19 protein-coding genes and 1 pseudogene are annotated in these 20,401 nt (G+C 68.2%); 12 read left to right on the forward strand and 8 right to left on the reverse strand.

Features of this window, described 5'->3' with window-relative positions:
• Positions 1-9: 9 nt before the first annotated feature.
• Positions 10-2,674: pseudogene (metH, locus tag V8F63_RS14355) on the forward strand (methionine synthase).
• Between the two features lie 85 nt (positions 2,675-2,759).
• Positions 2,760-3,905, forward strand: a complete 1,146-nt coding sequence (locus V8F63_RS14360; protein WP_392353793.1) for an amidohydrolase — start codon at positions 2,760-2,762, stop codon at positions 3,903-3,905.
• Between the two features lie 27 nt (positions 3,906-3,932).
• Here the strand turns inward: V8F63_RS14360 and V8F63_RS14365 are convergent, their stop codons facing one another.
• The 3 genes from V8F63_RS14365 to V8F63_RS14375 are packed head-to-tail and all read right to left on the reverse strand — an operon-like array spanning position 3,933 to position 4,983.
• The gene (locus tag V8F63_RS14365; protein ID WP_392353795.1) at positions 3,933-4,346 is read right to left on the reverse strand and encodes a metalloregulator ArsR/SmtB family transcription factor; all 414 of its coding nucleotides are present in this window, start codon (positions 4,344-4,346) and stop codon (positions 3,933-3,935) included.
• On the reverse strand, positions 4,343-4,591 hold the full coding sequence (locus V8F63_RS14370; RefSeq protein ID WP_392353797.1) for a hypothetical protein: 249 nt from the start codon (positions 4,589-4,591) through the stop codon (positions 4,343-4,345). The genes V8F63_RS14365 and V8F63_RS14370 overlap by 4 nt, the downstream gene beginning before the upstream one ends.
• A complete protein-coding gene (locus tag V8F63_RS14375; RefSeq protein ID WP_392353798.1) occupies positions 4,528-4,983 on the reverse strand; it encodes a redoxin domain-containing protein in 456 nt (151 codons plus the stop codon). The genes V8F63_RS14370 and V8F63_RS14375 overlap by 64 nt, the downstream gene beginning before the upstream one ends.
• 92 nt (positions 4,984-5,075) lie before the next feature.
• Between V8F63_RS14375 and V8F63_RS14380 the strand changes: the two genes are divergently transcribed.
• From V8F63_RS14380 to V8F63_RS14395, 4 genes are read left to right on the forward strand one after another with little or no spacing between them, the layout of a single operon-like run.
• On the forward strand, positions 5,076-6,032 hold the full coding sequence (locus V8F63_RS14380; protein ID WP_392353799.1) for an MBL fold metallo-hydrolase: 957 nt from the start codon (positions 5,076-5,078) through the stop codon (positions 6,030-6,032).
• Positions 6,033-6,066: 34 nt separating this feature from the next.
• On the forward strand, positions 6,067-6,480 hold the full coding sequence (locus tag V8F63_RS14385) for a TIGR01244 family sulfur transferase (RefSeq protein WP_392353801.1): 414 nt from the start codon (positions 6,067-6,069) through the stop codon (positions 6,478-6,480).
• A 3-nt stretch (positions 6,481-6,483) separates the two neighbouring features.
• Entirely contained in the window at positions 6,484-7,776 is a 1,293-nt protein-coding gene (locus V8F63_RS14390) for an FAD/NAD(P)-binding oxidoreductase (protein WP_392353803.1), read from the forward strand.
• Positions 7,776-8,570, forward strand: a complete 795-nt coding sequence (locus tag V8F63_RS14395) for a sulfite exporter TauE/SafE family protein (protein ID WP_312447473.1) — start codon at positions 7,776-7,778, stop codon at positions 8,568-8,570. Before V8F63_RS14390 ends, V8F63_RS14395 begins: the two co-directional genes overlap by 1 nt.
• An 18-nt stretch (positions 8,571-8,588) precedes the next feature.
• Here V8F63_RS14395 and V8F63_RS14400 read toward each other — a convergent pair whose 3' ends face one another.
• Positions 8,589-9,821: a benzoate/H(+) symporter BenE family transporter gene (locus V8F63_RS14400; protein WP_253121268.1), complete on the reverse strand. Its 1,233-nt coding sequence runs from the start codon at positions 9,819-9,821 to the stop codon at positions 8,589-8,591.
• A 134-nt stretch (positions 9,822-9,955) separates the two neighbouring features.
• The gene (hemA, locus tag V8F63_RS14405; RefSeq protein WP_392353805.1) at positions 9,956-11,203 is read right to left on the reverse strand and encodes a 5-aminolevulinate synthase; all 1,248 of its coding nucleotides are present in this window, start codon (positions 11,201-11,203) and stop codon (positions 9,956-9,958) included.
• Between the two features lie 115 nt (positions 11,204-11,318).
• On the opposite strand from hemA, the gene V8F63_RS14410 reads away from it, so the two are divergent.
• From V8F63_RS14410 to V8F63_RS14430, 5 genes are all read left to right on the forward strand, one after another.
• Positions 11,319-12,200, forward strand: coding sequence for a PLP-dependent aminotransferase family protein (locus V8F63_RS14410; protein ID WP_392353807.1), 882 nt, complete (start codon positions 11,319-11,321; stop codon positions 12,198-12,200).
• Complete coding sequence (locus V8F63_RS14415) at positions 12,200-12,808, forward strand: PLP-dependent aminotransferase family protein (RefSeq protein ID WP_392355106.1); 609 nt, start codon at positions 12,200-12,202, stop codon at positions 12,806-12,808. The genes V8F63_RS14410 and V8F63_RS14415 overlap by 1 nt, the downstream gene beginning before the upstream one ends.
• Positions 12,809-12,924: 116 nt before the next feature.
• Complete coding sequence (gene alr, locus V8F63_RS14420; protein WP_392353808.1) at positions 12,925-14,061, forward strand: alanine racemase; 1,137 nt, start codon at positions 12,925-12,927, stop codon at positions 14,059-14,061.
• Positions 14,058-14,819, forward strand: a complete 762-nt coding sequence (locus V8F63_RS14425) for a YggS family pyridoxal phosphate-dependent enzyme (RefSeq protein ID WP_312447478.1) — start codon at positions 14,058-14,060, stop codon at positions 14,817-14,819. The genes alr and V8F63_RS14425 overlap by 4 nt, the downstream gene beginning before the upstream one ends.
• Positions 14,820-14,906: 87 nt before the next feature.
• Positions 14,907-16,064: a DegT/DnrJ/EryC1/StrS aminotransferase family protein gene (locus tag V8F63_RS14430; RefSeq protein WP_392353810.1), complete on the forward strand. Its 1,158-nt coding sequence runs from the start codon at positions 14,907-14,909 to the stop codon at positions 16,062-16,064.
• Between the two features lie 6 nt (positions 16,065-16,070).
• On the opposite strand, the gene pdxY is transcribed toward V8F63_RS14430, so the two are convergent.
• From pdxY to V8F63_RS14445, 3 genes are all read right to left on the reverse strand, one after another.
• Entirely contained in the window at positions 16,071-16,871 is an 801-nt protein-coding gene (gene pdxY, locus V8F63_RS14435; RefSeq protein WP_392353812.1) for a pyridoxal kinase, read from the reverse strand.
• A 17-nt stretch (positions 16,872-16,888) separates the two neighbouring features.
• On the reverse strand, positions 16,889-18,157 hold the full coding sequence (glyA, locus tag V8F63_RS14440; protein WP_392353814.1) for a serine hydroxymethyltransferase: 1,269 nt from the start codon (positions 18,155-18,157) through the stop codon (positions 16,889-16,891).
• 97 nt (positions 18,158-18,254) lie between these two features.
• Positions 18,255-18,428 carry a thioredoxin gene (locus V8F63_RS14445; protein WP_392353816.1) on the reverse strand — a complete coding sequence of 58 codons (174 nt, stop codon included), beginning with the start codon at positions 18,426-18,428 and terminating at the stop codon, positions 18,255-18,257.
• 184 nt (positions 18,429-18,612) lie between these two features.
• Between V8F63_RS14445 and V8F63_RS14450 the strand changes: the two genes are divergently transcribed.
• Positions 18,613-20,049: a PLP-dependent aminotransferase family protein gene (locus V8F63_RS14450; protein WP_392353817.1), complete on the forward strand. Its 1,437-nt coding sequence runs from the start codon at positions 18,613-18,615 to the stop codon at positions 20,047-20,049.
• The last annotated feature ends 352 nt before the right edge of the window (positions 20,050-20,401 follow it).

Consider the following 20,401-nt stretch of genomic DNA (forward strand, 5'->3'; position numbering starts at 1 on the left):
TGCGTGCTGATGCGTCCTGTCTTCATCAACGTCGGCGAGCGGACCAACGTCACCGGCTCGGCCAAGTTCAAGAAACTGATCATCGCGGGCGACTATCCCGCCGCCCTGTCGGTCGCGCGTCAGCAGGTTGAGGCGGGCGCCCAGATCATCGACGTCAACATGGACGAGGGCCTGCTGGACGGTCCCGCCGCCATGCGCACCTTCCTGAACCTGATCGCGGCTGAGCCCGACATCGCGCGGGTGCCGATCATGATCGACTCCTCCAAATGGGAGGTGATCGAGGCGGGCCTGAAGTGCGTGCAGGGCAAGCCGATCGTCAACTCGATCAGCATGAAGGAGGGCGAAGACGCCTTCCGACACCATGCCGTCCAGTGCCTGCGCTACGGCGCCGCTGTCGTGGTCATGGCCTTTGACGAGGTGGGCCAGGCCGACACCGCCGCGCGCAAGATCGAGATCTGCACCCGCGCCTACAACATCCTGGTCAACGAGGTCGGTTTCCCGCCCGAGGACATCATCTTCGACCCCAACATTTTCGCCGTGGCGACGGGGATCGAGGAGCACGACAACTACGCCGTCGACTTCATCGAGGCGACGCGGGTCATCAAGGCCACCCTGCCCCACGCCCGCGTCTCGGGCGGGGTGTCGAACGTCTCGTTCAGCTTCCGCGGCAATGAGCCGGTGCGCCGGGCGATCCACAGCGTCTTCCTGTATCACGCGATCAACGCTGGTCTGGACATGGGCATCGTCAACGCCGGCGACCTGCCCGTCTATGACGACATCGACGCCGAACTGCGCGAGGCGGTCGAGGACGTGATCCTCAACCGGCCGCAGCGGACCAACGTGTCCAACACCGAGCGGCTGGTGGACATGGCGCCCCGCTACAAGGGCGAGAAGGGCGCGGCCAAGGTCGTGGACCTGAAATGGCGCGACGCCCCGGTCGCCAAGCGCATCGAACACGCCCTGGTCCACGGCATCACCGACTACATCGTCGAGGACACCGAAGAGGCCCGTCAGGCGTCCGAACGCCCGCTGCACGTCATCGAAGGCCCGCTGATGGACGGGATGAACGTGGTCGGCGACCTGTTCGGCTCGGGCCGGATGTTCCTGCCGCAGGTGGTGAAGTCCGCGCGCGTGATGAAACAGGCCGTGGCCCACCTCGAACCCTTCATGGAGGCCGAGAAAGCCGGTCAGGAACGTCAGGCGGCCGGCAAGATCCTGATGGCCACGGTCAAGGGCGACGTCCATGACATCGGCAAGAACATCGTCGGCGTCGTGCTTCAGTGCAACAACTACGAGGTCGTCGACCTGGGCGTCATGGTTCCCGCCGACCGCATCCTGGACGCCGCCATTGAGCACAAAGTCGACATCATCGGCCTGTCGGGTCTGATCACGCCGTCGCTGGACGAAATGACCTTCGTCGCCGCCGAGATGGAGCGGCGCGGCTTCGACATTCCCCTGCTGATCGGGGGCGCAACCACCAGCCGCACCCATACGGCGGTGAAGATCGAACCGGCCTATCGCAAGGGCTCGACCACCTATGTCATCGACGCCAGCCGGGCCGTGGGCGTGGTCTCGGGCCTGCTGTCAGCGACTGACCGGGCGAAGAACGAAGCGGCCACCCGCGACGAATACATCCGCATCCGCGAGCAATACGCCCGGGGGCAGGAGGTGAAGGCTCGCGCCACCATCGAACAGGCGCGCGACAACCGCTGGCGGCCCGATGAGGGCCAGACGCCCGCCCCCGCGCCTTCCTTCCTAGGTGTAAAAGCATTCGACGCCTGGGACCTGCAGGATCTGGCCGACCACATCGACTGGACGCCCTTCTTCGCCAGTTGGGAGCTGATCGGCCGCTATCCGCTGATCCTGGAGGACGAGATCGTCGGCGAGGCGGCGCAGGACCTGTTCCGCGACGCCCAGGCCATGCTGCAGCGCATCGTCGAAGAGAAATGGTTCACGGCCAAGGGCGTCGTCGGCTTCTGGCCCGCCAATGCGCGCGGCGACGACGTGGTGGTCTGGACCGACGAGAGCCGCTCGGTCGAGGCCGCCCGCTTCCACGGCCTGCGCCAGCAGATCAAGAAGTCCAACGGCAAGCCGAACCTGTGCCTGTCCGACTTCGTCGCCGAAGACGGCGCCGACTATCTGGGCGCCTTCGCCGTCACCGCCGGTCACGGCGAGCTGGAAAAGGCCGCCGAGTTCAAGGCGGCGGGCGACGACTACTCCGCCATCATGGCCACGGCCCTCGCCGACCGTCTGGCCGAGGCCTTCGCCGAGCGGCTGCACAAGGAGGTCCGCACCCAGCTGTGGGGCTATGTCCCTGACGAGCAGACCTCGGTGCAGGACCTGATTGAGGAGAAGTATCAGGGCATCCGCCCCGCCCCCGGCTATCCGGCCCAGCCCGACCACACGGAAAAGGCTGCGCTGTTCCGTCTGCTGGACGCAGGCGCCAACGCCGGGATGAGCCTGACGGAATCCTTCGCCATGACCCCCGGCCTCAGTCAGCGGCCTCTACTTCGGCCACCCGGGCAGCCACTATTTCGGCGTCGGCAAGATCGACCGCGATCAGGTCGAGGACTACGCCGCCCGCAAGGGCTGGGACGTGCAGACGGCTGAGCGCTGGCTCGCGCCGATCCTGAACTACGATCCGGCCGCCATCGGACGAGACGACGCCGCCTGACCCGCGACCGGGGGCCGCCATGTCCCCGACAGCGCGGGGGTGCTAAGGGTTGGGCGTCGTCTTTTTCGCCGGATGCCTGAGACCTATGAAGCCCCTGCCCGCCCTCGCCGCCCTCGCCTCAGACATGACCGCCTGGCGTCGGGATTTTCACGCCCACCCCGAGCTCTCGGGCGAGGAAAGCCGCACGGCGAAGATCGTCTTCGACGCCCTTAAGGACATGGGCCTGTCGCCTGAAGGCGGCATCGGCGGCGCAGGCGTCGTGGCGGTGGTTCAGGGCCGCGAGCCCGGCCCCTCCATCGGCCTGCGCGCCGACATGGACGCCCTGCCGATGAACGACGACAGCGGCGCCGAGCACGCCTCGACCAAGCCCGGCGTCTCGCACGCCTGCGGCCACGACGGCCACACGGCGACCCTGCTGGGCGTCGCCCGTTACCTGACGGCCAATCCGCCTGTGCGCGGACGCGTGGTGCTGATCTTCCAGCCCGCCGAGGAGAACGGCCTGGGCGCCAAGGCCATGATCGACGACGGCCTGTTCGACCGCTATCCGTGCGACGAAATCTACGCCTATCACAACATGCCCCTGCTGCCGTTCGGCGAGGCGGCGGTGCGTCCGGGCGCGACCCTGAACGGCTACAAGATCTGGGAGATCGACATCCAGGGCGTCGGCGGCCACGGCGCCGCCCCGCACAAGACCAAGGACCCCCTGCAGGCCGCCGTCCGCGTCGCGTCGGAAATCTCATCCATCATCGGCCGTCACGTCGATCCGATGGAACCGGCCCTGTTCACCGTCACCAAGCTGCAGGCGGGCGCCTCGCACAACGTCGTGCCGCACGAAGCCAGCCTGGCGGGCACCCTGCGCGCCACCTCGCCCGAGGTTATCGAAACCATGTGGAGCCAGCTTCAGGCCATCTGCGACGGCGTCGGCCGCATGACCGGCTGCGCCCTCACCGTGACGGAAATCGCCGGCGTGCCGCCCTGCATCAACGCCCCGGCTCAGGCCGCCATCGCCGCCGACGCCTGCGCCTCCGTGCTGGGCGCGGACAAGGTGTTGCGCGATCTGAAGCCTTATCCCTTCACCGACGACTTCGCCTATATGCTGCAGCACGCGCCGGGGGCCTATATGTTCTTCGGCCAGGGGGCCCGATGGTCCACCAGACGGTCTATGACTTCAACGACGCCGTTCTGCCCGTCGCCTCGTCCATCTTCGCCCGCATCGTCGAGGACCGCCTGAGCTGAGGCTAGGGCAGCAAGGGCCGCATCAGGCGCGCGGAGGAAGGATCCGGGCGAACCGGGCCGCGTCGCCTACAGGCCGCGTGGGTTCCGGCGCGGGCGCTTGATGCAGTCTTTCGGCCAGGGCCGCCGGGTCCTGGCAGAAGATCTCGAACAGCATGGCCATCACCCCTTCGGCCCGCTCGTCGGCGAGGGAATAGTAGATGGAGCGGGATTCCCGCCGGGTCTTCACCAGACCCGACTGGCGCAGTTCGGCCAGCTGCTGCGACAGGCCCGGCTGACGCAGGCCCAGCTCCTGTTCCAACTGGCCGACGGAACGCTCTTCCTGAGCGATATGGCACAGGATCAGCAGGCGATTGGCGTTGGCCAGTTGCCGCAGCAGTTCGGCCACCTCGGGCGCGGCGGCCTTCAACCAGTCCAGATCGACGTCGCCGCGCGTCATTTCGGCCCCGGCCGATAATACCAGGCGTCATCGCCCGCCAGCACGTCGCCGAAGTCAGTCGGCGCCGCCTGAAGCAAAGGCGCGCCCGGCGTCCAGCCCTCGGGCGCGGAGGCCCCTTCCCGATCCGCCATCTGCAGGGCCGTGATCAGCCGCAGCAACTCCTCGACCGAACGGCCGACGTTCATCGGATACCAGCTGATGGCCCGCACCACCCCGTTCGGGTCGATGACGAAGGTGGCGCGCACCGAGGCGCTGTCAGCGCCGCCGGGTCGATCATTCCATAGGCCTGGGCGATGACCATGGACGGGTCCTCTATGATCGGGAACTCCACCGTCACGCCGAAGCGGTCGCGGATGTCCTTCAGCCACGCCAGGTGAGAATAGAGGCTGTCGACCGACAGGCCCAGCAGCTCGCAGCCGATCGCCGTGAAGTCCGCCTGACGCCGGGCCAGGGCGATGAACTCGCTGGTGCAAACCGGGGTGAAATCCGCCGGGTGCGAGAAGAAGGCCAGCCAACGCCCGCGATAGTCGCTCAGCCGGCGCTGGCCGCGCGTCGTGCGTGCGGCGAAATCCGGCGCCGCCTCATTGATCCGCAGCGGCCGCAGCAAAGGCGTGTCCGTCATCGAGTCGGTTTCCATGTCATAGGGCTACGCGCAGCCGAGGTCTGACGCACCTTGAAAACATTTACTTGCATATAATATGTAAATATCTAATTGCTTGATACAGATCAATGCGGAGAGACGCCGTGACCGACGCCCCCATCGACCCCGCCCGCGACCACGCGAGGGAAGTGATCGAGGCCGCCCTGACGAACCCGGCCCTGCGCCCCGTGGTCAAATCCTTCTTCGACCCCGCCACCTTCACCGTCAGCCATATAGTGCGCGACCCCGGCTCGAACGCCTGCGCCATCATCGACAGCGTGCTGGACTATGATCAGGCCGCGGGCCGCACCTCGACCGCCTCGGCCGACGCCCTGATCGCCTATGTCGAAGCCGAGGACCTTGAGGTTCAGTGGCTGCTGGAGACGCACGCCCACGCCGATCACCTGTCGGCCGCGCCCTATCTCCAGGAGCGCCTCGGCGGCCGCCTGGCCATCGGCCGCGACATCATCAAGGTGCAGGACGTCTTCGGCAAAGTCTTCAACGAGGGGACTGAGTTCCGCCGCGACGGCAGCCAGTTCGACCAGCTGTTCGACGACGGCGACCGCTTCGCCATCGGCGGGCTTCAGGCCACGGCGCTGCACGTTCCCGGCCACACCCCGGCCTGCCTGGCCTATGTGATCGGCGACGCCGTCTTCCCCGGCGACACCCTGTTCATGCCCGACTACGGCACGGCGCGCTGCGACTTCCCCGGCGGCGACGCGCGGACGCTGTATCGCTCGATCCAGCGCCTGCTGTCCCTGCCCCCGGCGGCGCGCGTCTTCCTGTGCCACGACTACAAGGCGCCGCCCGCCCGCACCGAGTTCGCGTGGGAGACCACCATCGGCGCCCAGCGCGAGGGCAATATCCACGTCCGCGACGGCGTGACTGAGGATGAGTTCGTCCAGATGCGAACCGCCCGCGACGCCACTCTGTCCATGCCGCGCCTGATCCTGCCCTCGGTTCAGGTCAATATGAACGGCGGCCGGATGCCCGAGCCTGAAGACAACGGCGTCCGCTACCTGAAAGTGCCCATCAACGCGCTCTGACGCGCACCTCCTTTCCTCAAGCCAGAGAAGCCTCATGGACATCCGCACCCTGGAAGACCGCCTGCACGTCTCGCCGCAGATCCTGCCTGAGGAGGTCGCGACGGCGGCCGCCCAGGGCTATCGCGCCATCATCTCCAACCGCCCCGACGCCGAAGAGCCGGGCCAGCCGACGACCGAGGACATCCGCGCCGCCGCCGAGGCCGCGGGCCTGCCCTTCGTCCACATCCCGGTCCGCGGCGGAGCCATGACGCCTGACGACGTGGCCCGCTTCAAGGCGGCGCTGGCCGAACTGCCCCAGCCCATCCTCGGCTACTGCCGTTCGGGCACCCGCACCACCTTCCTGTGGGCCCTGTCGCAGGCGGGCGAGCGCCCGGCCGAAGAGATCGTCGCCCTGGCCGCCGCCGCCGGTTACGACGTCTCGCCGCTCGGCCCGCGCCTGGAGGGCTGAGGCATGGCCCATCCGCAAGCTTCCGAGACCTGCCCCGAGACCTGCGACGTCCTGATCGTCGGCGGGGGCGCCGCCGGCATCGCCACGGCGGCCAGCCTGCTGCGCCGCCGCCCCGGCCTTGACGTGGTGATCGTCGAGCCGTCCGAGCGCCACTACTACCAGCCCGGCTGGACGCTGGTCGGCGCCGGCGTCTTCACGCCCGAGCGCACCATGCGCGAGACCTGCCGCCTGATCCCCAAGGGCGCCCGCTGGATCAAGGACAGCGTCGTCGACTTCGCGCCGGAAGCCGATCAGGTGCGCCTGTCGGACGGTCGCCGGATCGGCTATCGCGCCCTGGTCGCCGCGCCGGGCATCAAGCTGGACTGGGACGCCATCCCCGGCTTGGCTGAGACGCTGGGCCGCAACGGCGTGACCTCCAACTACCGCTTCGATCTGGCGCCCTATACGTGGAAGCTGGTGCAGGAACTGAAGGGCGGCCGCGCCCTGTTCACCCAGCCGCCCATGCCGATCAAATGCGCGGGCGCCCCGCAGAAGGCCCTATATCTGTCGGCCGACCACTGGCAGCGCACCGGCGCGCTCAAGAACGTGGACATCGAGTTCCACAACGCCGGGGCCGTGCTGTTCGGGGTCAAGGACTACGTCCCCGCCCTGATGAAATACATCGAGCGTTACGGCGTCGACCTGCGCTTCAACTCGCGCCTGACGGCCATCGACGGCGAGGCGCGCAAGGCGACCTTCGCCGTCGCCTACGCCGGTGGCGCCGTCAGCGAAGTCGTCCGCGACTTCGACATGATCCATGTCTGCCCGCCGCAGACCGCGCCCGACTTCATCCGCAACAGCCCGCTGGCGGCCGACAGCGGCTGGATCGACGTCGATCAGGCCACCTTGCACCACAACCGCCTCGACAACGTCTTCGGCCTGGGCGACGCCTGCTCTGCGCCCAACGCCAAGACGGCCGCCGCCGCCCGCAAACAGGCCCCAGTCGTGGCCGAGAACGTCATCTCCATGCTGGCCGGCAAGGCGCTGAAGGCCGTTTACGACGGTTACGGCTCCTGCCCCCTGACGGTCGAGCGCGGCAAGATCGTGCTGGCCGAGTTCGGCTATGGCGGCAAGCTGCTGCCCAGCTTCCCGGCTTGGATGCTGGACGGCCGCCAGCCGACGCGCCGCGCCTGGCACCTGAAGGCGCAAGCCCTGCCGGAAATCTACTGGGTCGGGATGCTGAAGGGCCGCGAGTGGCTGTGCGCCCCCGACCGCGTCGAGCCGGGCGTCGCCCCCCGCGCCAAGAGCGCCGCCTGATGGGCGAGCCGCTCAGCCTGCTGCAATACGGACTGGGCGCCGGGGCGGGGTCGCTGGTCGGCTTCACCCTGGGCCTGGTGGGCGGGGGCGGCTCGATCCTGGCCGTGCCGCTGATCGTCTATCTGGTGGGGGTGAAGGACCCCCACCTGGCCATCGGCACCAGCGCCTTCGCCGTGGCCGCCAACGCCTTCGCCAACCTGCTGAACCACGCCCGCCACGGGGCGGTGAAGTGGAAGATCGCCCTGCTGTTCGCGGCGGCGGGCGTGGTCGGGGCGGCCCTGGGCTCCAGCCTCGGAAAGGCGGTGGACGGGCAGAAGCTGCTGGCCCTGTTCGCCGTGCTGATGCTGGTCGTCGGCGCCCTGATGCTGCGCGGCCGCTCGGCTGCGGGCGACCCGCAGGTGATCCTGACCGCGCGCAATGCGCCCAAGCTGATCGGCACGGGGACGGCGACGGGGATGCTGTCGGGCTTCTTCGGCATCGGCGGCGGCTTCCTGATCGTGCCCAGCCTGATGGGCTCGACCGGCATGCCCATCTATTACGCCGTCGGCTCGTCTCTGGTCGGCGTCACCGCCTTCGGCCTGACCACCGCCTTCAACTATGCGCTGGCGGGATGGGTGGACTGGCCGCTGGCGGCGGTCTTCATCGGCGGCGGCGTTCTGGGCGGGTTGGTGGGCGCGCGACTGGCCAAGACGATGTCCAGCCGCAAGGGCCTGCTGAACACCGTCTTCGCAGGCCTGATCTTCGTCGTGGCCCTCTACATGCTCTATCAGAGCGCGCAGGCCTTGATGGCGTGAACACGGGGGCGTCCTGCCTTATGGCGTGACGCCCTCGCCCGCGACGTCCTTCGCAGCGCGACGCGGGACGCGGCCGGTGAAGATCCAGTGCGCCGCCAGCCCGATCACCAGCCCCCAGAAGGCGCCGCCGATCCCCAGCAGGGTGATGTTCGCTGCCGCCGCCAGGAAGGTGATCAGGGCCGCCTCCCGCGACGTGGTGTCGGCCATAGCGCCCGCCAGGCTGCCCCCGATCGTGCCCAGCAGCGCCAGCCCCGCCAGGGTGGTGATGAAGGCCGCCGGGAAGGCCATGAAAACCGCCGCCAACGTCACCCCGAACACGCCGACCAGGATGTAGAAGACCCCTGCGGCGACGCCCGCGATCCATCGCTTTGCGGGGTCTTCGTGCGCCTCTGGCCCCGTGGCGATGGCGGCGGTGATGGCGGCGATGTTGAAAGCGTGCGACCCGAACGGCGCCAACAGCAGCGAGCCCAGGCCCGTCACGGCGACGATGGGATTGGCGCTGGTCTTGAACCCGTCGTTCCTCAGCACCAACATGCCGGGCATGTACTGGCCCGACAGGGTGATCAGGAAGAGCGGCAAGGCCACGCTCAGCAGGGCGTTGAGCGAAAACGTCGGCATGACGAAGACTGGAGCGGCGAACTCCAGCTTCAGGCCCGACACGTCCACCCGCCCCTGCCAGATCAGGATCGCAACCCCCAACAGCAGGATGCCGACGACCGCATAGCGCGCCGAGAACCGCTTGAAGCCGACATAGGCCAGGATCAGCAGGCCGACCAGCAGGGGATCGACGCTGGCCCCGGCGAAGGCCCCCACGCCGAACTGCAACAATATGCCCGCCAGCAGGCCCGAGGCGATGCCCGGCGGGATCAGTCTGACCACCTTGTCGAAGCCGCCTGATACGCCGAGCAGGACGAAGGCGGCCGCCGAAACCATATAGGCGCCGATCGCATCGGCATAAGCCGTGGTCGCCAGTGCCGTGACCAGAAAGGCCGCCGCCGGCGTCGACCACGCCGTGATGATCGGCTCGCGATAGCGCCAACTCAGATACAGGCCGGTCAGGCCCACGCCGATAGAGACCGACCACACCCATGAGGCCGTCATCTCAGGGCTGAGCCCAGCGATCTTGGCCGCCTGGAAAACCAGGATGAAGGTGCCGCCATAGTTGACCAGAACGGAGATCAGGCCGGCGACGACGGGATGGAGCAGATCACTAAGGCGAAACGGCGAGGCGATGGTCGGGGAGGACGACATCTGGCTTGAAAGTCTCCGAGGAAGGGGTCGCGGACGGCGGCGATAAGCGGGGCGAAGTCGGCGCGTCGCCGGCCGCTGGATACAGACGCGCCACACCACCGCTTCTGGCGTGCGGGGTCTGGGCGCGGGCCGCGTCAGACGGTCTCTAGCTGGCGCATCGCCATCGCTGAGAAGCGTCGCCACTCGGCGTTATCGCGCCAGATTTCGACCAGCGCCTCCAGCAGTTGCTCTTCGTGCTCGTCGGCATGAAGAGGCGTGGGCGTGACCCTGAGGCGCTCGGTTCCGCGCGCAACGGTCGGGAAGTTGATCGGCTGGATATAGACGCCGAAATCCTCCATCAGCCGGTCCGTCACGCGCCTCGCCGTCGCCGCGTCCCCGATCATCACCGGCAGGATGTGGCTGGGGCTGGGCAGGACCGGCAAGCCCATCCTGACCATGGCTTCGCGGATGGACTTGGCCCGCGCGGCCAGGGCTCGCCGGGGTCCGCCGTCGGCTTTCAGATGCTTCAGCGCAGCGCGCACCCCCGCCACGACCGACGGCGGCAGGGCGGTGCTGAAGATAAAGCCTGGCGCATGACTGCGAACAAAATCGACCGCATCCGCATCACCCGCCACATAGCCGCCCATCGCGCCGAATCCCTTGCTGAGCGTGCCCTGGATCATGCTGATGCGGTGCGACTGGCCGTCGCGTTCGGCCACGCCGGCGCCGCGCGCGCCGTACAGGCCCACGGCGTGGACCTCGTCCAGATAGGTGAAGGCGCCGTGTTTTTCGGCCACGTCGCAGATGGCAGCGATGGGGGCGAAGTCGCCGTCCATCGAATAGCAGCTCTCGAAACAGACCAGCTTGGGCCGGTAGCTGCAGACACCGCTCATCAACCGGTCCAGGTCGCGCCAGTCGTTGTGGGCGAAGATGTGCTTCTCCACGCCCGAGCGGCGCATGCCCTCGATCATGGAGGCGTGGTTCAGGGCGTCGGAAAAGATCACCGCGCCCGGCAGGCGCGAGGCCAGCGTCGAAAGGGCCGCGTCATTGGCCGCATAGCCCGAAGTGAATAGCAGCGCCGCCTCCTTGCCGTGCAGATCGGCCAGATCGCGTTCCAGCAGGACGTGCTCGTGACTGGTGCCCGAGATGTTGCGGGTGCCGCCCGCGCCCGCGCCATAAGTGCGGATCGCATTTTGCGCCGCCTCGACCACCTCGGGATGGACGCCCATCGACAGATAGTCGTTCGAGCACCAGATGGTGATGGTCCGCCCGCGCCGATGATCCCAGGCGTAGGGCGCGCCTTTCGACAGCCGCTCCAGATCGGCGAAGACGCGATACCGGCCCTCCTGCTTCAGGTCGTCCAGATCGCGGCTGAAGAAGTCGGCGAAATCGAAAGCGCCCATGACATCAAATCCCATCACAGGACGGGCGGCGACATTGCCATCCCGCCGGGGGCGTGACACCTAGCGCTGCATTGGCTGGGCCATTCCGGCCACTTTGGAAAGAAGCCGCAGACCATTGCTGAAGCGCGCCCAGCTGGACTCCGTCCAGGCCTTCATGGACCACCCGGCCCAGTCCGGCCTGCCCCTGCACGCCCGCATCCAGCGCGCCGTGCGCCAGTTGATCGTGGAGCGGTCGCTGACGGCGGGGCGGCCCCTGCCCTCGTCGCGCACTCTGGCCCGGTCGCTGGGCGTGTCGCGCGATACGGTCGAGACGGCCTATGCCCAGCTTCACGCCGAGGGTTTCATCGAGAGGCGCGTCGGCAGCGGCAGCTTCGTCTGCGAACTGACCGAACTGGGCCTGAAGCGCGGGGTGCTGCGCCCGGCGGGTCGCCGTCCCGCCCTGCAACCCGAAACGGCGCCGACCCTGAGCAGGCGCGGACAGGCGATGGCCGACAGCGGCCGTTTGCGCGACCCCTACGCCCCTCTGGCCTTCTCGCCCGGCGTGCCGGAGACGCGGCTGTTTCCCTTCGCCCAGTGGGACCGGCTGCACCGCCTGACCCTGCGCGAGGAAGGCGCCGCCGCCCTGCATCACGGCGATCCGCAGGGGCATCCGCGCCTTCGCCGCGCGATCGCCGAATACGCCAATCTCGAGCGCGGGGCGCGCGCCGACCCCGACCAGATCCTGGTCCTGACCAGTTCGCAGCAGGCCCTGTCCCTGTGCGCGCGGGTGCTGGCCGACCCCGGCGACGGCGTCTTCATCGAAGACCCGGCCTATCAGGGCGCCGCCAGGGCCATGGACGCGGCGGGGCTGGAACGCCTGCCCGTGGCGGTCGATGCGCAGGGGCTGCGCACCGACGACCTGCTGGCCCGGCGTGAGGACGGGCGGGCGGTGTTCGTCACCCCTCGCACCAGTTTCCGACCGGGCGCACCCTGTCGCTGGACCGGCGTCTGGCCCTGATCCAGTGGGCCACCGAGCATGACGCCTGGATTCTGGAAGACGATTACGACAGCGAGTTCCACTATGCCGGGCGGCCGACCGCCTGTGTGCAGGGTTTGGACCCGCACGACCGGACCCTGTATCTGGGCACCTTCACCAAATCGCTGTTTCCGGGGCTGAGGCTGGCCTATCTGATCCTGCCGCGCCGGCTGGTCGAGCCGATGGTCGCGGCCCGCAGCCTGATGGACGGCTTCACCGCCTCGGTGTCCCAGTTGACGCTGGCGCGGTTCATCGAGGACGGCCGGTTCGGCGCCTATGTCCGCACTATGCGCGGCGTCTATGAGGAACGGCTGGATGCGCTGGAGGCGGCGGTTACGGCGCGTCTGTCCCACGTCGTCACGCCTGACCGGCCCGCCGGAGGATTGCAGATGCCCTGCTTCCTGAAGGACGGCTTAGACGAGGCCGAAACGGTGCGCGCGGCCCGGCGCGTCGGCGTCCACCTGACCGGCCTGACGCCCCTGCACGACGCGGGCGCGGGCCGCCCCGGCTGGCTGATGGGCTTCGCCGCCTCGACCCCGGCCGAGATCGACGCCGCCGTCGAACGGCTGGCGAAAATCTTCCCCGCGTGATCGACGCTTACAAAGCGGTCTGACGATCTGCGCCGACGTGGCGGGGAATGGCCGGGGCGGCGCTGGCTAGGGTGCAGAGGTCGGCGGTGAGCCGACGCCGTGAAAGCTTCCGTCCCTTGCCTGCCCTCGCCCTGTTCCCGACCGACCAGCCGGCCCGCCGATCCGACCATGGCGGCGGCCGCATTCGCGTGTCCCTAGGCGCCGTCGCCGCCAACTATCGCGCCATGCGGGACAGGATCGCGCCCGCCGCCTGCGCCGCCGTGGTCAAGGCCGACGCCTATGGTCTAGGCGCGGCCCGCATCGCGCCCGCCCTCTATGACGCCGGATGCCGCGCCTTCTTCGTCGCCCATCTCTTCGAGGCGGTGAATCTGCGCCGCGTCCTGCCCGCCGACGCCGAGCTGTTCGTGCTGAACGGTCTGGCGCCGGGCGCCGAATACGCCGCCCTCGCCGCCGGAGCGATCCCGGTGCTGAACAGCCGCGAACAGATGGAGGACTGGGCGCGTCTGGGCCGGGCGGTCGGGCGGCCGCTGGCGGCGGCGATCCAGTTCGACACCGGCATGTCGCGGCTGGGCCTGCCGCCCGAGGACGCCGCCTGGACCTTTGACCCCCATGGCCCGATCCGCTGGATCGAACCGCGCCTGATCCTCAGCCACCTGGCCGTCGCCGACACGCCCGGCCACGCGGGCAATGCGCGCCAGCGTCAGGCCTTCGAGCGCATTCTGGCCCACGCGCCGCCGGGCGTTGCGCGCTCGCTGGCCAACTCGGCCGGGTGCTGGCTGGGCGAAGACTATCACTATGACCTGTGCCGGATCGGGGCCGCCCTGTTCGGTCTGGACGCCTCGCCCTCGGCCAAGGCCATGCAGCCGGTGGTCGAGGTGACGGGCCGCGTCATCCAGACCCGCGCCGTGCCTGCGGGCGCGGGCGTCGGCTACGGCTGGGCCGTCACGGCGGCGAAGGGAATGCGTCTGGCCACCATCGGCGTGGGCTATGCTGACGGCTGGCCGCGTCAGTTGTCGGCCACCGGCGGCGCAGCATTCAAGGGGCGGTTGCTGCCCTTCGTCGGGCGCATCTCGATGGACAGTCTGGTCGTGGACATCAGCGACCTGCCGCCCGATGCGTTGAAAGCGGGCGATCAGCTCGAACTTCTGGGCCCCAATCGCACGCCGGAACAACTGGCTCGGGACGGCGCGACCATCGACTATGAAGTCATCGCGCGGCTGGGCCGCCGCCTGTGTCGGGAGTATGTTTCGTGACCCTTTCGCCTGAAAACCTCGAACGCTTCGGTGCTGACCCGCGCGAGCGGTTCGCCGCCAATCTGGCGCTGGTCCATCGCCGCATCGCCGCCGCCTGCGAACAGGTCGGACGGCCGATCGACAGCGTGCGTCTGTTGCCGATCACCAAGACGGTTCCGGCCGAGATCCTGCGTCTGGCCTGGGCCGCGGGCGTCACCGACTTCGGCGAGAACAAGCTACAGGAGGCCCGCGACAAGGCCGAGGCCATGGCCGACCTGTCGATGCGCTGGCACGTCGTCGGCCACCTGCAATCGAACAAGGTCAAATACCTGACCCGTCTGGCCGACGAGTTTCATGCGCTGGACAGTCTCAAGCTGGCCGAGGTGCTGAACAAGCGGCTGGAGACCGACGGCCGCGACATGAAGGTCTATGTCCAGGTCAACACCTCGGGCGAGGAGAGCAAGTTCGGTCTGCATCCCGATGATGCCCTGGACTTCATCGAACGGCTGGAAGCCTTTCCCCGGCTGAAGCCGCAGGGGCTGATGACGCTGGCGGTGTTCAGTGAGGACCCGGACAGGGTGCGGCCCTGCTTCACCCTGTTGCGGTCCCTGCGCGACAGGGCCGAGCGCATCGATGCGCGCATCACCGGCCTGTCGATGGGCATGACCGGCGACTACGAACTGGCCGTGCGCGAAGGCGCGACCGTGGTCCGCGTCGGCCAGGCCATCTTCGGCCCGCGCCCGACGCCGAACGGGCACTACTGGCCAGGTCTGGCCTGAGCTGTCTTGCCCTGAGCCGACTGGGCCTGAGCCGACTGGGCCTGAGCCGACTGGGCCTGACTTTCCTCCACTCCCCGGAGTAACCGCGTGACCATTCCCTTCATCGATCTTCTCAGCCAGCGCCGCCGCATCGGCGCGACCATCGACGCCGCCCTGCTGGAGGTCGCCGCCAGCGGCCAGTACATCATGGGTCCGGCGGTCGGCGCCTTCGAACACGCCCTGTGCGACTTCGGACAGGCGCCGCACGCCCTGTCCTGCTCCAACGGGACGGATGCACTGGTGCTGCTGATGATGGCGTGGGACGTGGGGCCGGGAGACGCCGTCTTCTGCCCCGCCTTCACCTTTGCGGCTACGGCCGAGGTGGTGGCGCTGGCGGGCGCCACGCCCGTCTTCATCGACATCCGTCCCGACACCTGGACGATCGACCCCGACCACCTGCGCGCCGCCGTCGAGGCGGTTGAGCGCGAGGGCGTGCTGAAACCCCGCGCCGTCATCGCCGTGGACCTGTTCGGGCAGCCCGCAGACTATCCCGCCCTGTCGGCAATCGCGCAGCAATACGACATTAAGCTGATCGCGGATTCGGCTCAGGGGTTCGGCTGCACCCTGAACGGCCAGCACCCCATCCACTGGGCCGACGCCACGACGTTGAGCTTCTTTCCGGCCAAGCCGCTGGGCGCCTATGGCGACGGCGGGGCCGTGCTGATGAAGGAGGCGGCCCTGATGGACCACCTCGTTTCCCTGCGAGTCCACGGACAGGCGACGGCGGCGGATGCGGCGGCGCAGGGCTTCACCCACGACCCCAAGTATCTGAACCCGCGTCTGGGTATGAACGGACGGCTGGACACCCTGCAGGCCGCCGTCCTGCTGGAGAAGCTGAAGATCTTCCCGGACGAGATCGAGCGCCGCGACCGCATCGCCGAGCACTATGTGCAGGGGCTTGCCGGTCATGTGGCGGCGACGCCGGTGGTCATTCCCGGCGGCCGGTCGGTCTGGGCCCAGTTCACCGTAGAGCATGACGATCGCGACGCCCTGGCCGCCCATCTGAAGGCTGAAGGCGTGCCCACCGCCGGCTATTACCCGATCCCCCTGCACCGCCAGCCCGCCTATCGCCAGCACCCGGTCGGCCCCGGCGGTCTGGCCGTGACCGAGGCCAAGGCGGAACGGGTCATCAGCCTGCCGATGAGCGCCTATCTGGACGAGGCCGTGCAGGATCGGGTGATCGCCGCCGTCGCCAGCTTCGACTGAGGGCTTTTAGCCCTCGGTCAGGCGCATCTCGAAGGCGCCCGCCGCCTGGGTCCGCAGCAGAACGGTCTGGACCCCGGCGGTGGCGCGGGCGGCGGCCTCGGCCAGCCCCTCGCCGCGCATCAGCCAGCCGGTCAGATAGGCGGTGAACAGGTCGCCCGTGCCGCTGGGCCGGATCGGGATGCGGGGGATGGAGGTGCGATGGGCGACGCCGCCCTCGACGGCCACCGTCTCGACCTCGCCTGGCGCGGTGTCGGTCAGGACGCAGCCCGTCACCACTGCCCGCCCCGTGCCGCGCGCGCTCAGGATGCGCGTCGCCTCGATCACCCCCGCGACCGTATCAGGCCGTTCGCCGACCAGTCGGCCCAGTTCGAACTGGTTGGGGGTGATGATGTCGGCCATCGGCGTCAGCGCGTCGCGGAACTGTTCGATCAGGCCCTCGGCGACGAAGACGCCCAGATCATCGTCGCCGATCACCGGGTCGCAGATGTGCAGCAGGGCCGGATTCTCCGCCTTCCAGCGCCGCAGGAAGCCCGCCGTCGCCGCCGCATTGGCGGCCGAGCCCATATAGCCCGTGACCACCGCCCCGGCCGTCATCGGCAGGTCGCGCTCCTCGACCCCCAGCAGCAGGTCGGCGACCAGCTCCGTCTCCAGAATCCGGCCGCGCATGGTGGGATAGTGCGGGTGATTGGACAGCAGGGTGGTCGGCACCCCCGCCACCTCCAGCCCCATGGCCTGCATCGGCTGGACCGCCGCGCTGTTGCCGACATGGCCGTAGACGACCTGGCTCTGAATCGAGATGACCCGCACGCGCCTTCAGAACCTCCTTAGGCGGGCGTCAGCGCCGGTCCGGCGATCGGCCAGGCCCGCGTCAGTTCTCTTGCCTGCGCCTTCACCGCCGCGCTGTCGAGATCGCCGTCTCGCAGGCCTTTGAGGATGGTCAGGATCATGCCGCCGACCGTGCGGAACGCCTCGGCGTCGAACCCGCGCGAGGTCGAGGACGGCGAACCCAGCCGCAGCCCCGACGTCACCATGGGCGAGGCCGTGTCATAGGGGACCGAGTTCTTGTTGGCGATCAGGCCGTGATCCTCCAGCGCCTCGACCGCCGCCTTGCCGGTCAGGCCGAAGGGGCGCAGGTCGACCAGCACCAGATGGCAGTCCGTTCCGCCCGACACGAGGCGCAGGCCTCCGTCCGCCAGCGTCTGGCCCAGCACGCGGGCGTTCTCGATCACCGCCCTGGAGTATTCAACGAAATCGGGCTGAAGCGCCTCGTGGAAGGCCGCCGCCTTGCCGGCGATGACGTGCATCAGCGGCCCGCCCTGGGTGCCGGGGAAGACGGCCTTGTCGATGCGCCTTGCCAGCTCTGGATCATTGCACAGGATCAGACCGCCGCGCGGGCCGCGCAGGGTCTTGTGCGTGGTCGAGGTGGTGACATGAGCGTGCGGCGTCGGATTGGGATAGAGGCCCGCCGCGATCAGCCCGGCGTAGTGGGCCACATCGGCCACCAGCCAGGCGCCGACCCTGTCCGCGATCTGGCGCATCCGGGCGAAGTCGATGCGGCGCGGATAGGCCGAGCCGCCTGCATAGATCAGGCGCGGCCGATCCTGAAGGACGCGCCGTTCCATGTCGTCATAGTCGATCAGGTCGTCGTCCTCGCGCACCCGATAGGCGCTGACCTCGAACCACTGGCCCGACAGGCTGACCGGCGAGCCGTGCGTCAGGTGACCGCCGCAGGCCAGGTCCAGCCCCATGATGCGGTCACCCGGCCTGATCAGGGCGAACAGCACGGCGAGGTTCGCGTTGACGCCCGAGTGCGGCTGGACGTTGGCGTAGGCCGTGTCGAACAGGGTGCAGGCGCGTTCGATGGCAAGCTTCTCGGCGATGTCGACCGCCTCGCACCCGCCGTAGTAGCGGCGGCCCGGATAACCCTCAGCGTATTTGTTGGTCAGGACCGAGCCCTGCGCCTGACGCACGGCGGCGCTGACGATGTTCTCGGACGCGATTAATTCGATGCTGTCCTGCTGGCGCTGGCGCTCCTGCATCAGGGCTTGGGCCAGTTGCGGGTCCAGAGCCCGCGTCGCAAGGTCGGAAGTCATGCCGTCTCCGTCTGACAAAAAGAGGCGGGCGGCTTGACGAGAGGAGGCCGCCCGCCCAGCGGCCGCGCTTCGGGGGAAGGAAGCGTAGCCGAACAGATCACCCGCGCAGGGCCGAGAGATCCGCGCCGTGATTGATGTGGTACACGGCGCCGTCGATGACGAAGGCGGGCACCGACTTGACGCCGGCGGCCTCGGCCTCCGCCAGGCGCTCGGACGTCTCTCCAAGATGCACCACTTCAACAGCGTAGGCGGCCGGGTCCAGGGCGCCCACGAAGCCCCTCTCGGCATCAATGCAGACGGTGCATCCTGCGTGATAGAAAACAGCTTTCCCGGACATGACGCTTTCCCGTGTTCCTGGTCCCGCAGCGGTGTTGCTGAATGGGAGAGCGGCTGGGATAACCGGCAAAACGGCCCCGTGATAAGTGCCGCTATTTCGAAACCTGATAGGCCGGATTATGGCGCGCAGCACCGTCGTCATTGAGCTGATAGAAGACGCCTCCAGGCCCATCTTCATCAACCTTGCGGAATCGATCATCCGCGAGATTGAACGTGGCCGGCTCAAGCCTGGAGATCGTCTCCCGGGGACGAGGGCTCTCGCTGGGACGCTCGGCGTGCACCGGAATACGGTCGACGCCGCCTATCAGGAGCTGGTGCTTCAGGCCTGGCTGGTTTCCGAGGCGTCCCGCGGCACATTTGTCGCAAGGGACCTGCCGGACCTGGGCGCCCGAAGCTGGGCAGGGCATGCCAAAGCCCGGGCTGCACCGATCGAAGCGCGAACCGCTCTGCCTCCCCTGAAATTCTCCGACGGCGCGCCTGACGCCCGGCTGATGCCTGGCGCAGAACTGGCGCGCGCCTTCCGCCGCGCCGTGTCCGCCTCAGGGCTGAGAATGCTGACGGGATATGGCGATCCTCGCGGCGCAGCGCCCCTGCGATCGGCCCTCGCCCGCTATCTGTCTTCGGAACGCGGCCTGATTGTCGGCGCCGACGACATCCTGGTCACGCGTGGGAGTCAGATGGCGCTCTTCCTCGTGGCGGGCGCCGCTCTCAGGCCAGGTGAAGCGGTCGCCGTCGAAGACCCGGGCTATCCCATGGCCTGGAAGTCATTTCGCGCCGCGGGCGCCCGCGTCGTGGGCGCTCCTGTGGACGGCCTGGGCCTGGATATCGACCGCCTGGAGAGCCTGCTCGACCAGGACCCGAGGATCCGCGCGATCTATCTGACGCCGCATCACCAGTATCCCACCACCGTGACTCTTGGCGCAGGGCGCCGCCTGCGGCTCTTCGACATTGCGCGCCGGCGCCGACTGACGCTGATCGAAGACGACTATGACCACGAATACCGTTTCGAAGGCCGGCCGGTTCTGCCCATGGCGGCGCGTGCGCAGGCTGAAGACCGGATAATACACATCGGTTCGGTGTCAAAACTGCTCGCTCCTGCCTTGAGGATAGGCTACGCCACCGGAACCTCCGCCTTGTTGGAAAGAATGAAAGATCTGCGCGAAGCGATTGATCGTCAAGGCGATGTCCTCCTGGAAACCGCTCTCGCCAAGCTGATCGACGAAGGCGATCTCGGCCGTCACGCCCGCAAGGCGAGAAAGGTCTACGAACAGCGCCGCGACCATCTGGCGGATGAACTCACTGCACGGCTCGGCGACGCCGTCGCCTTCGATCGTCCCGCAGGGGGACTGGCTCTCTGGGTGAAAGTTCATCCGTCGATCAACGCCTCGGCCTGGGCCGCCGCCGCGGAGGGCTCGGGTCTCTTGCTGACACATGGCGGCCAGCTTTGCCTAGAAGAGGATGGCCAAATGAACGCCTTCCGGCTCGGCTTCGCCAGCCTCGACGATGCCGAGCTCAGACGCGCCGTCAAACTCCTGGAGACCTCCAGGCCCGTCTAGCGATCCAGTGGCCTTCAGAACCGGAGGATCGCGCCCATCCCGCTTCATGCCCCCGTCGTGAGCTGATGTCTCGAGGGTTGACTGGTTCATGTCCTGACGAACCTTCGTCAGGGAACCCGCGCTACGTCGGCGACCTGACGAGATCGACAGAACCGTCCAAGGCCGGGCGTCGACCCAACGATCACCCAAGCCGGTTCAACAACTCGATACACGCCTTTCACAGCCGCCGAGCCTCGACACGTCGAGCCCGCCGAACTCGGCCTTCCATTTGGAAGTCCGAGACTGAGTGATGCCGAATCAACTGTTAGGCAGGAAAACGGGCAACTTCCGGTTCCTTTAAAATCAATGACTT

The sequence above is a fragment of the Brevundimonas sp. LF-1 genome, assembly GCF_037055305.1.
In the GTDB taxonomy this organism is placed as follows: Bacteria; Pseudomonadota; Alphaproteobacteria; order Caulobacterales; family Caulobacteraceae; genus Brevundimonas; species Brevundimonas sanguinis.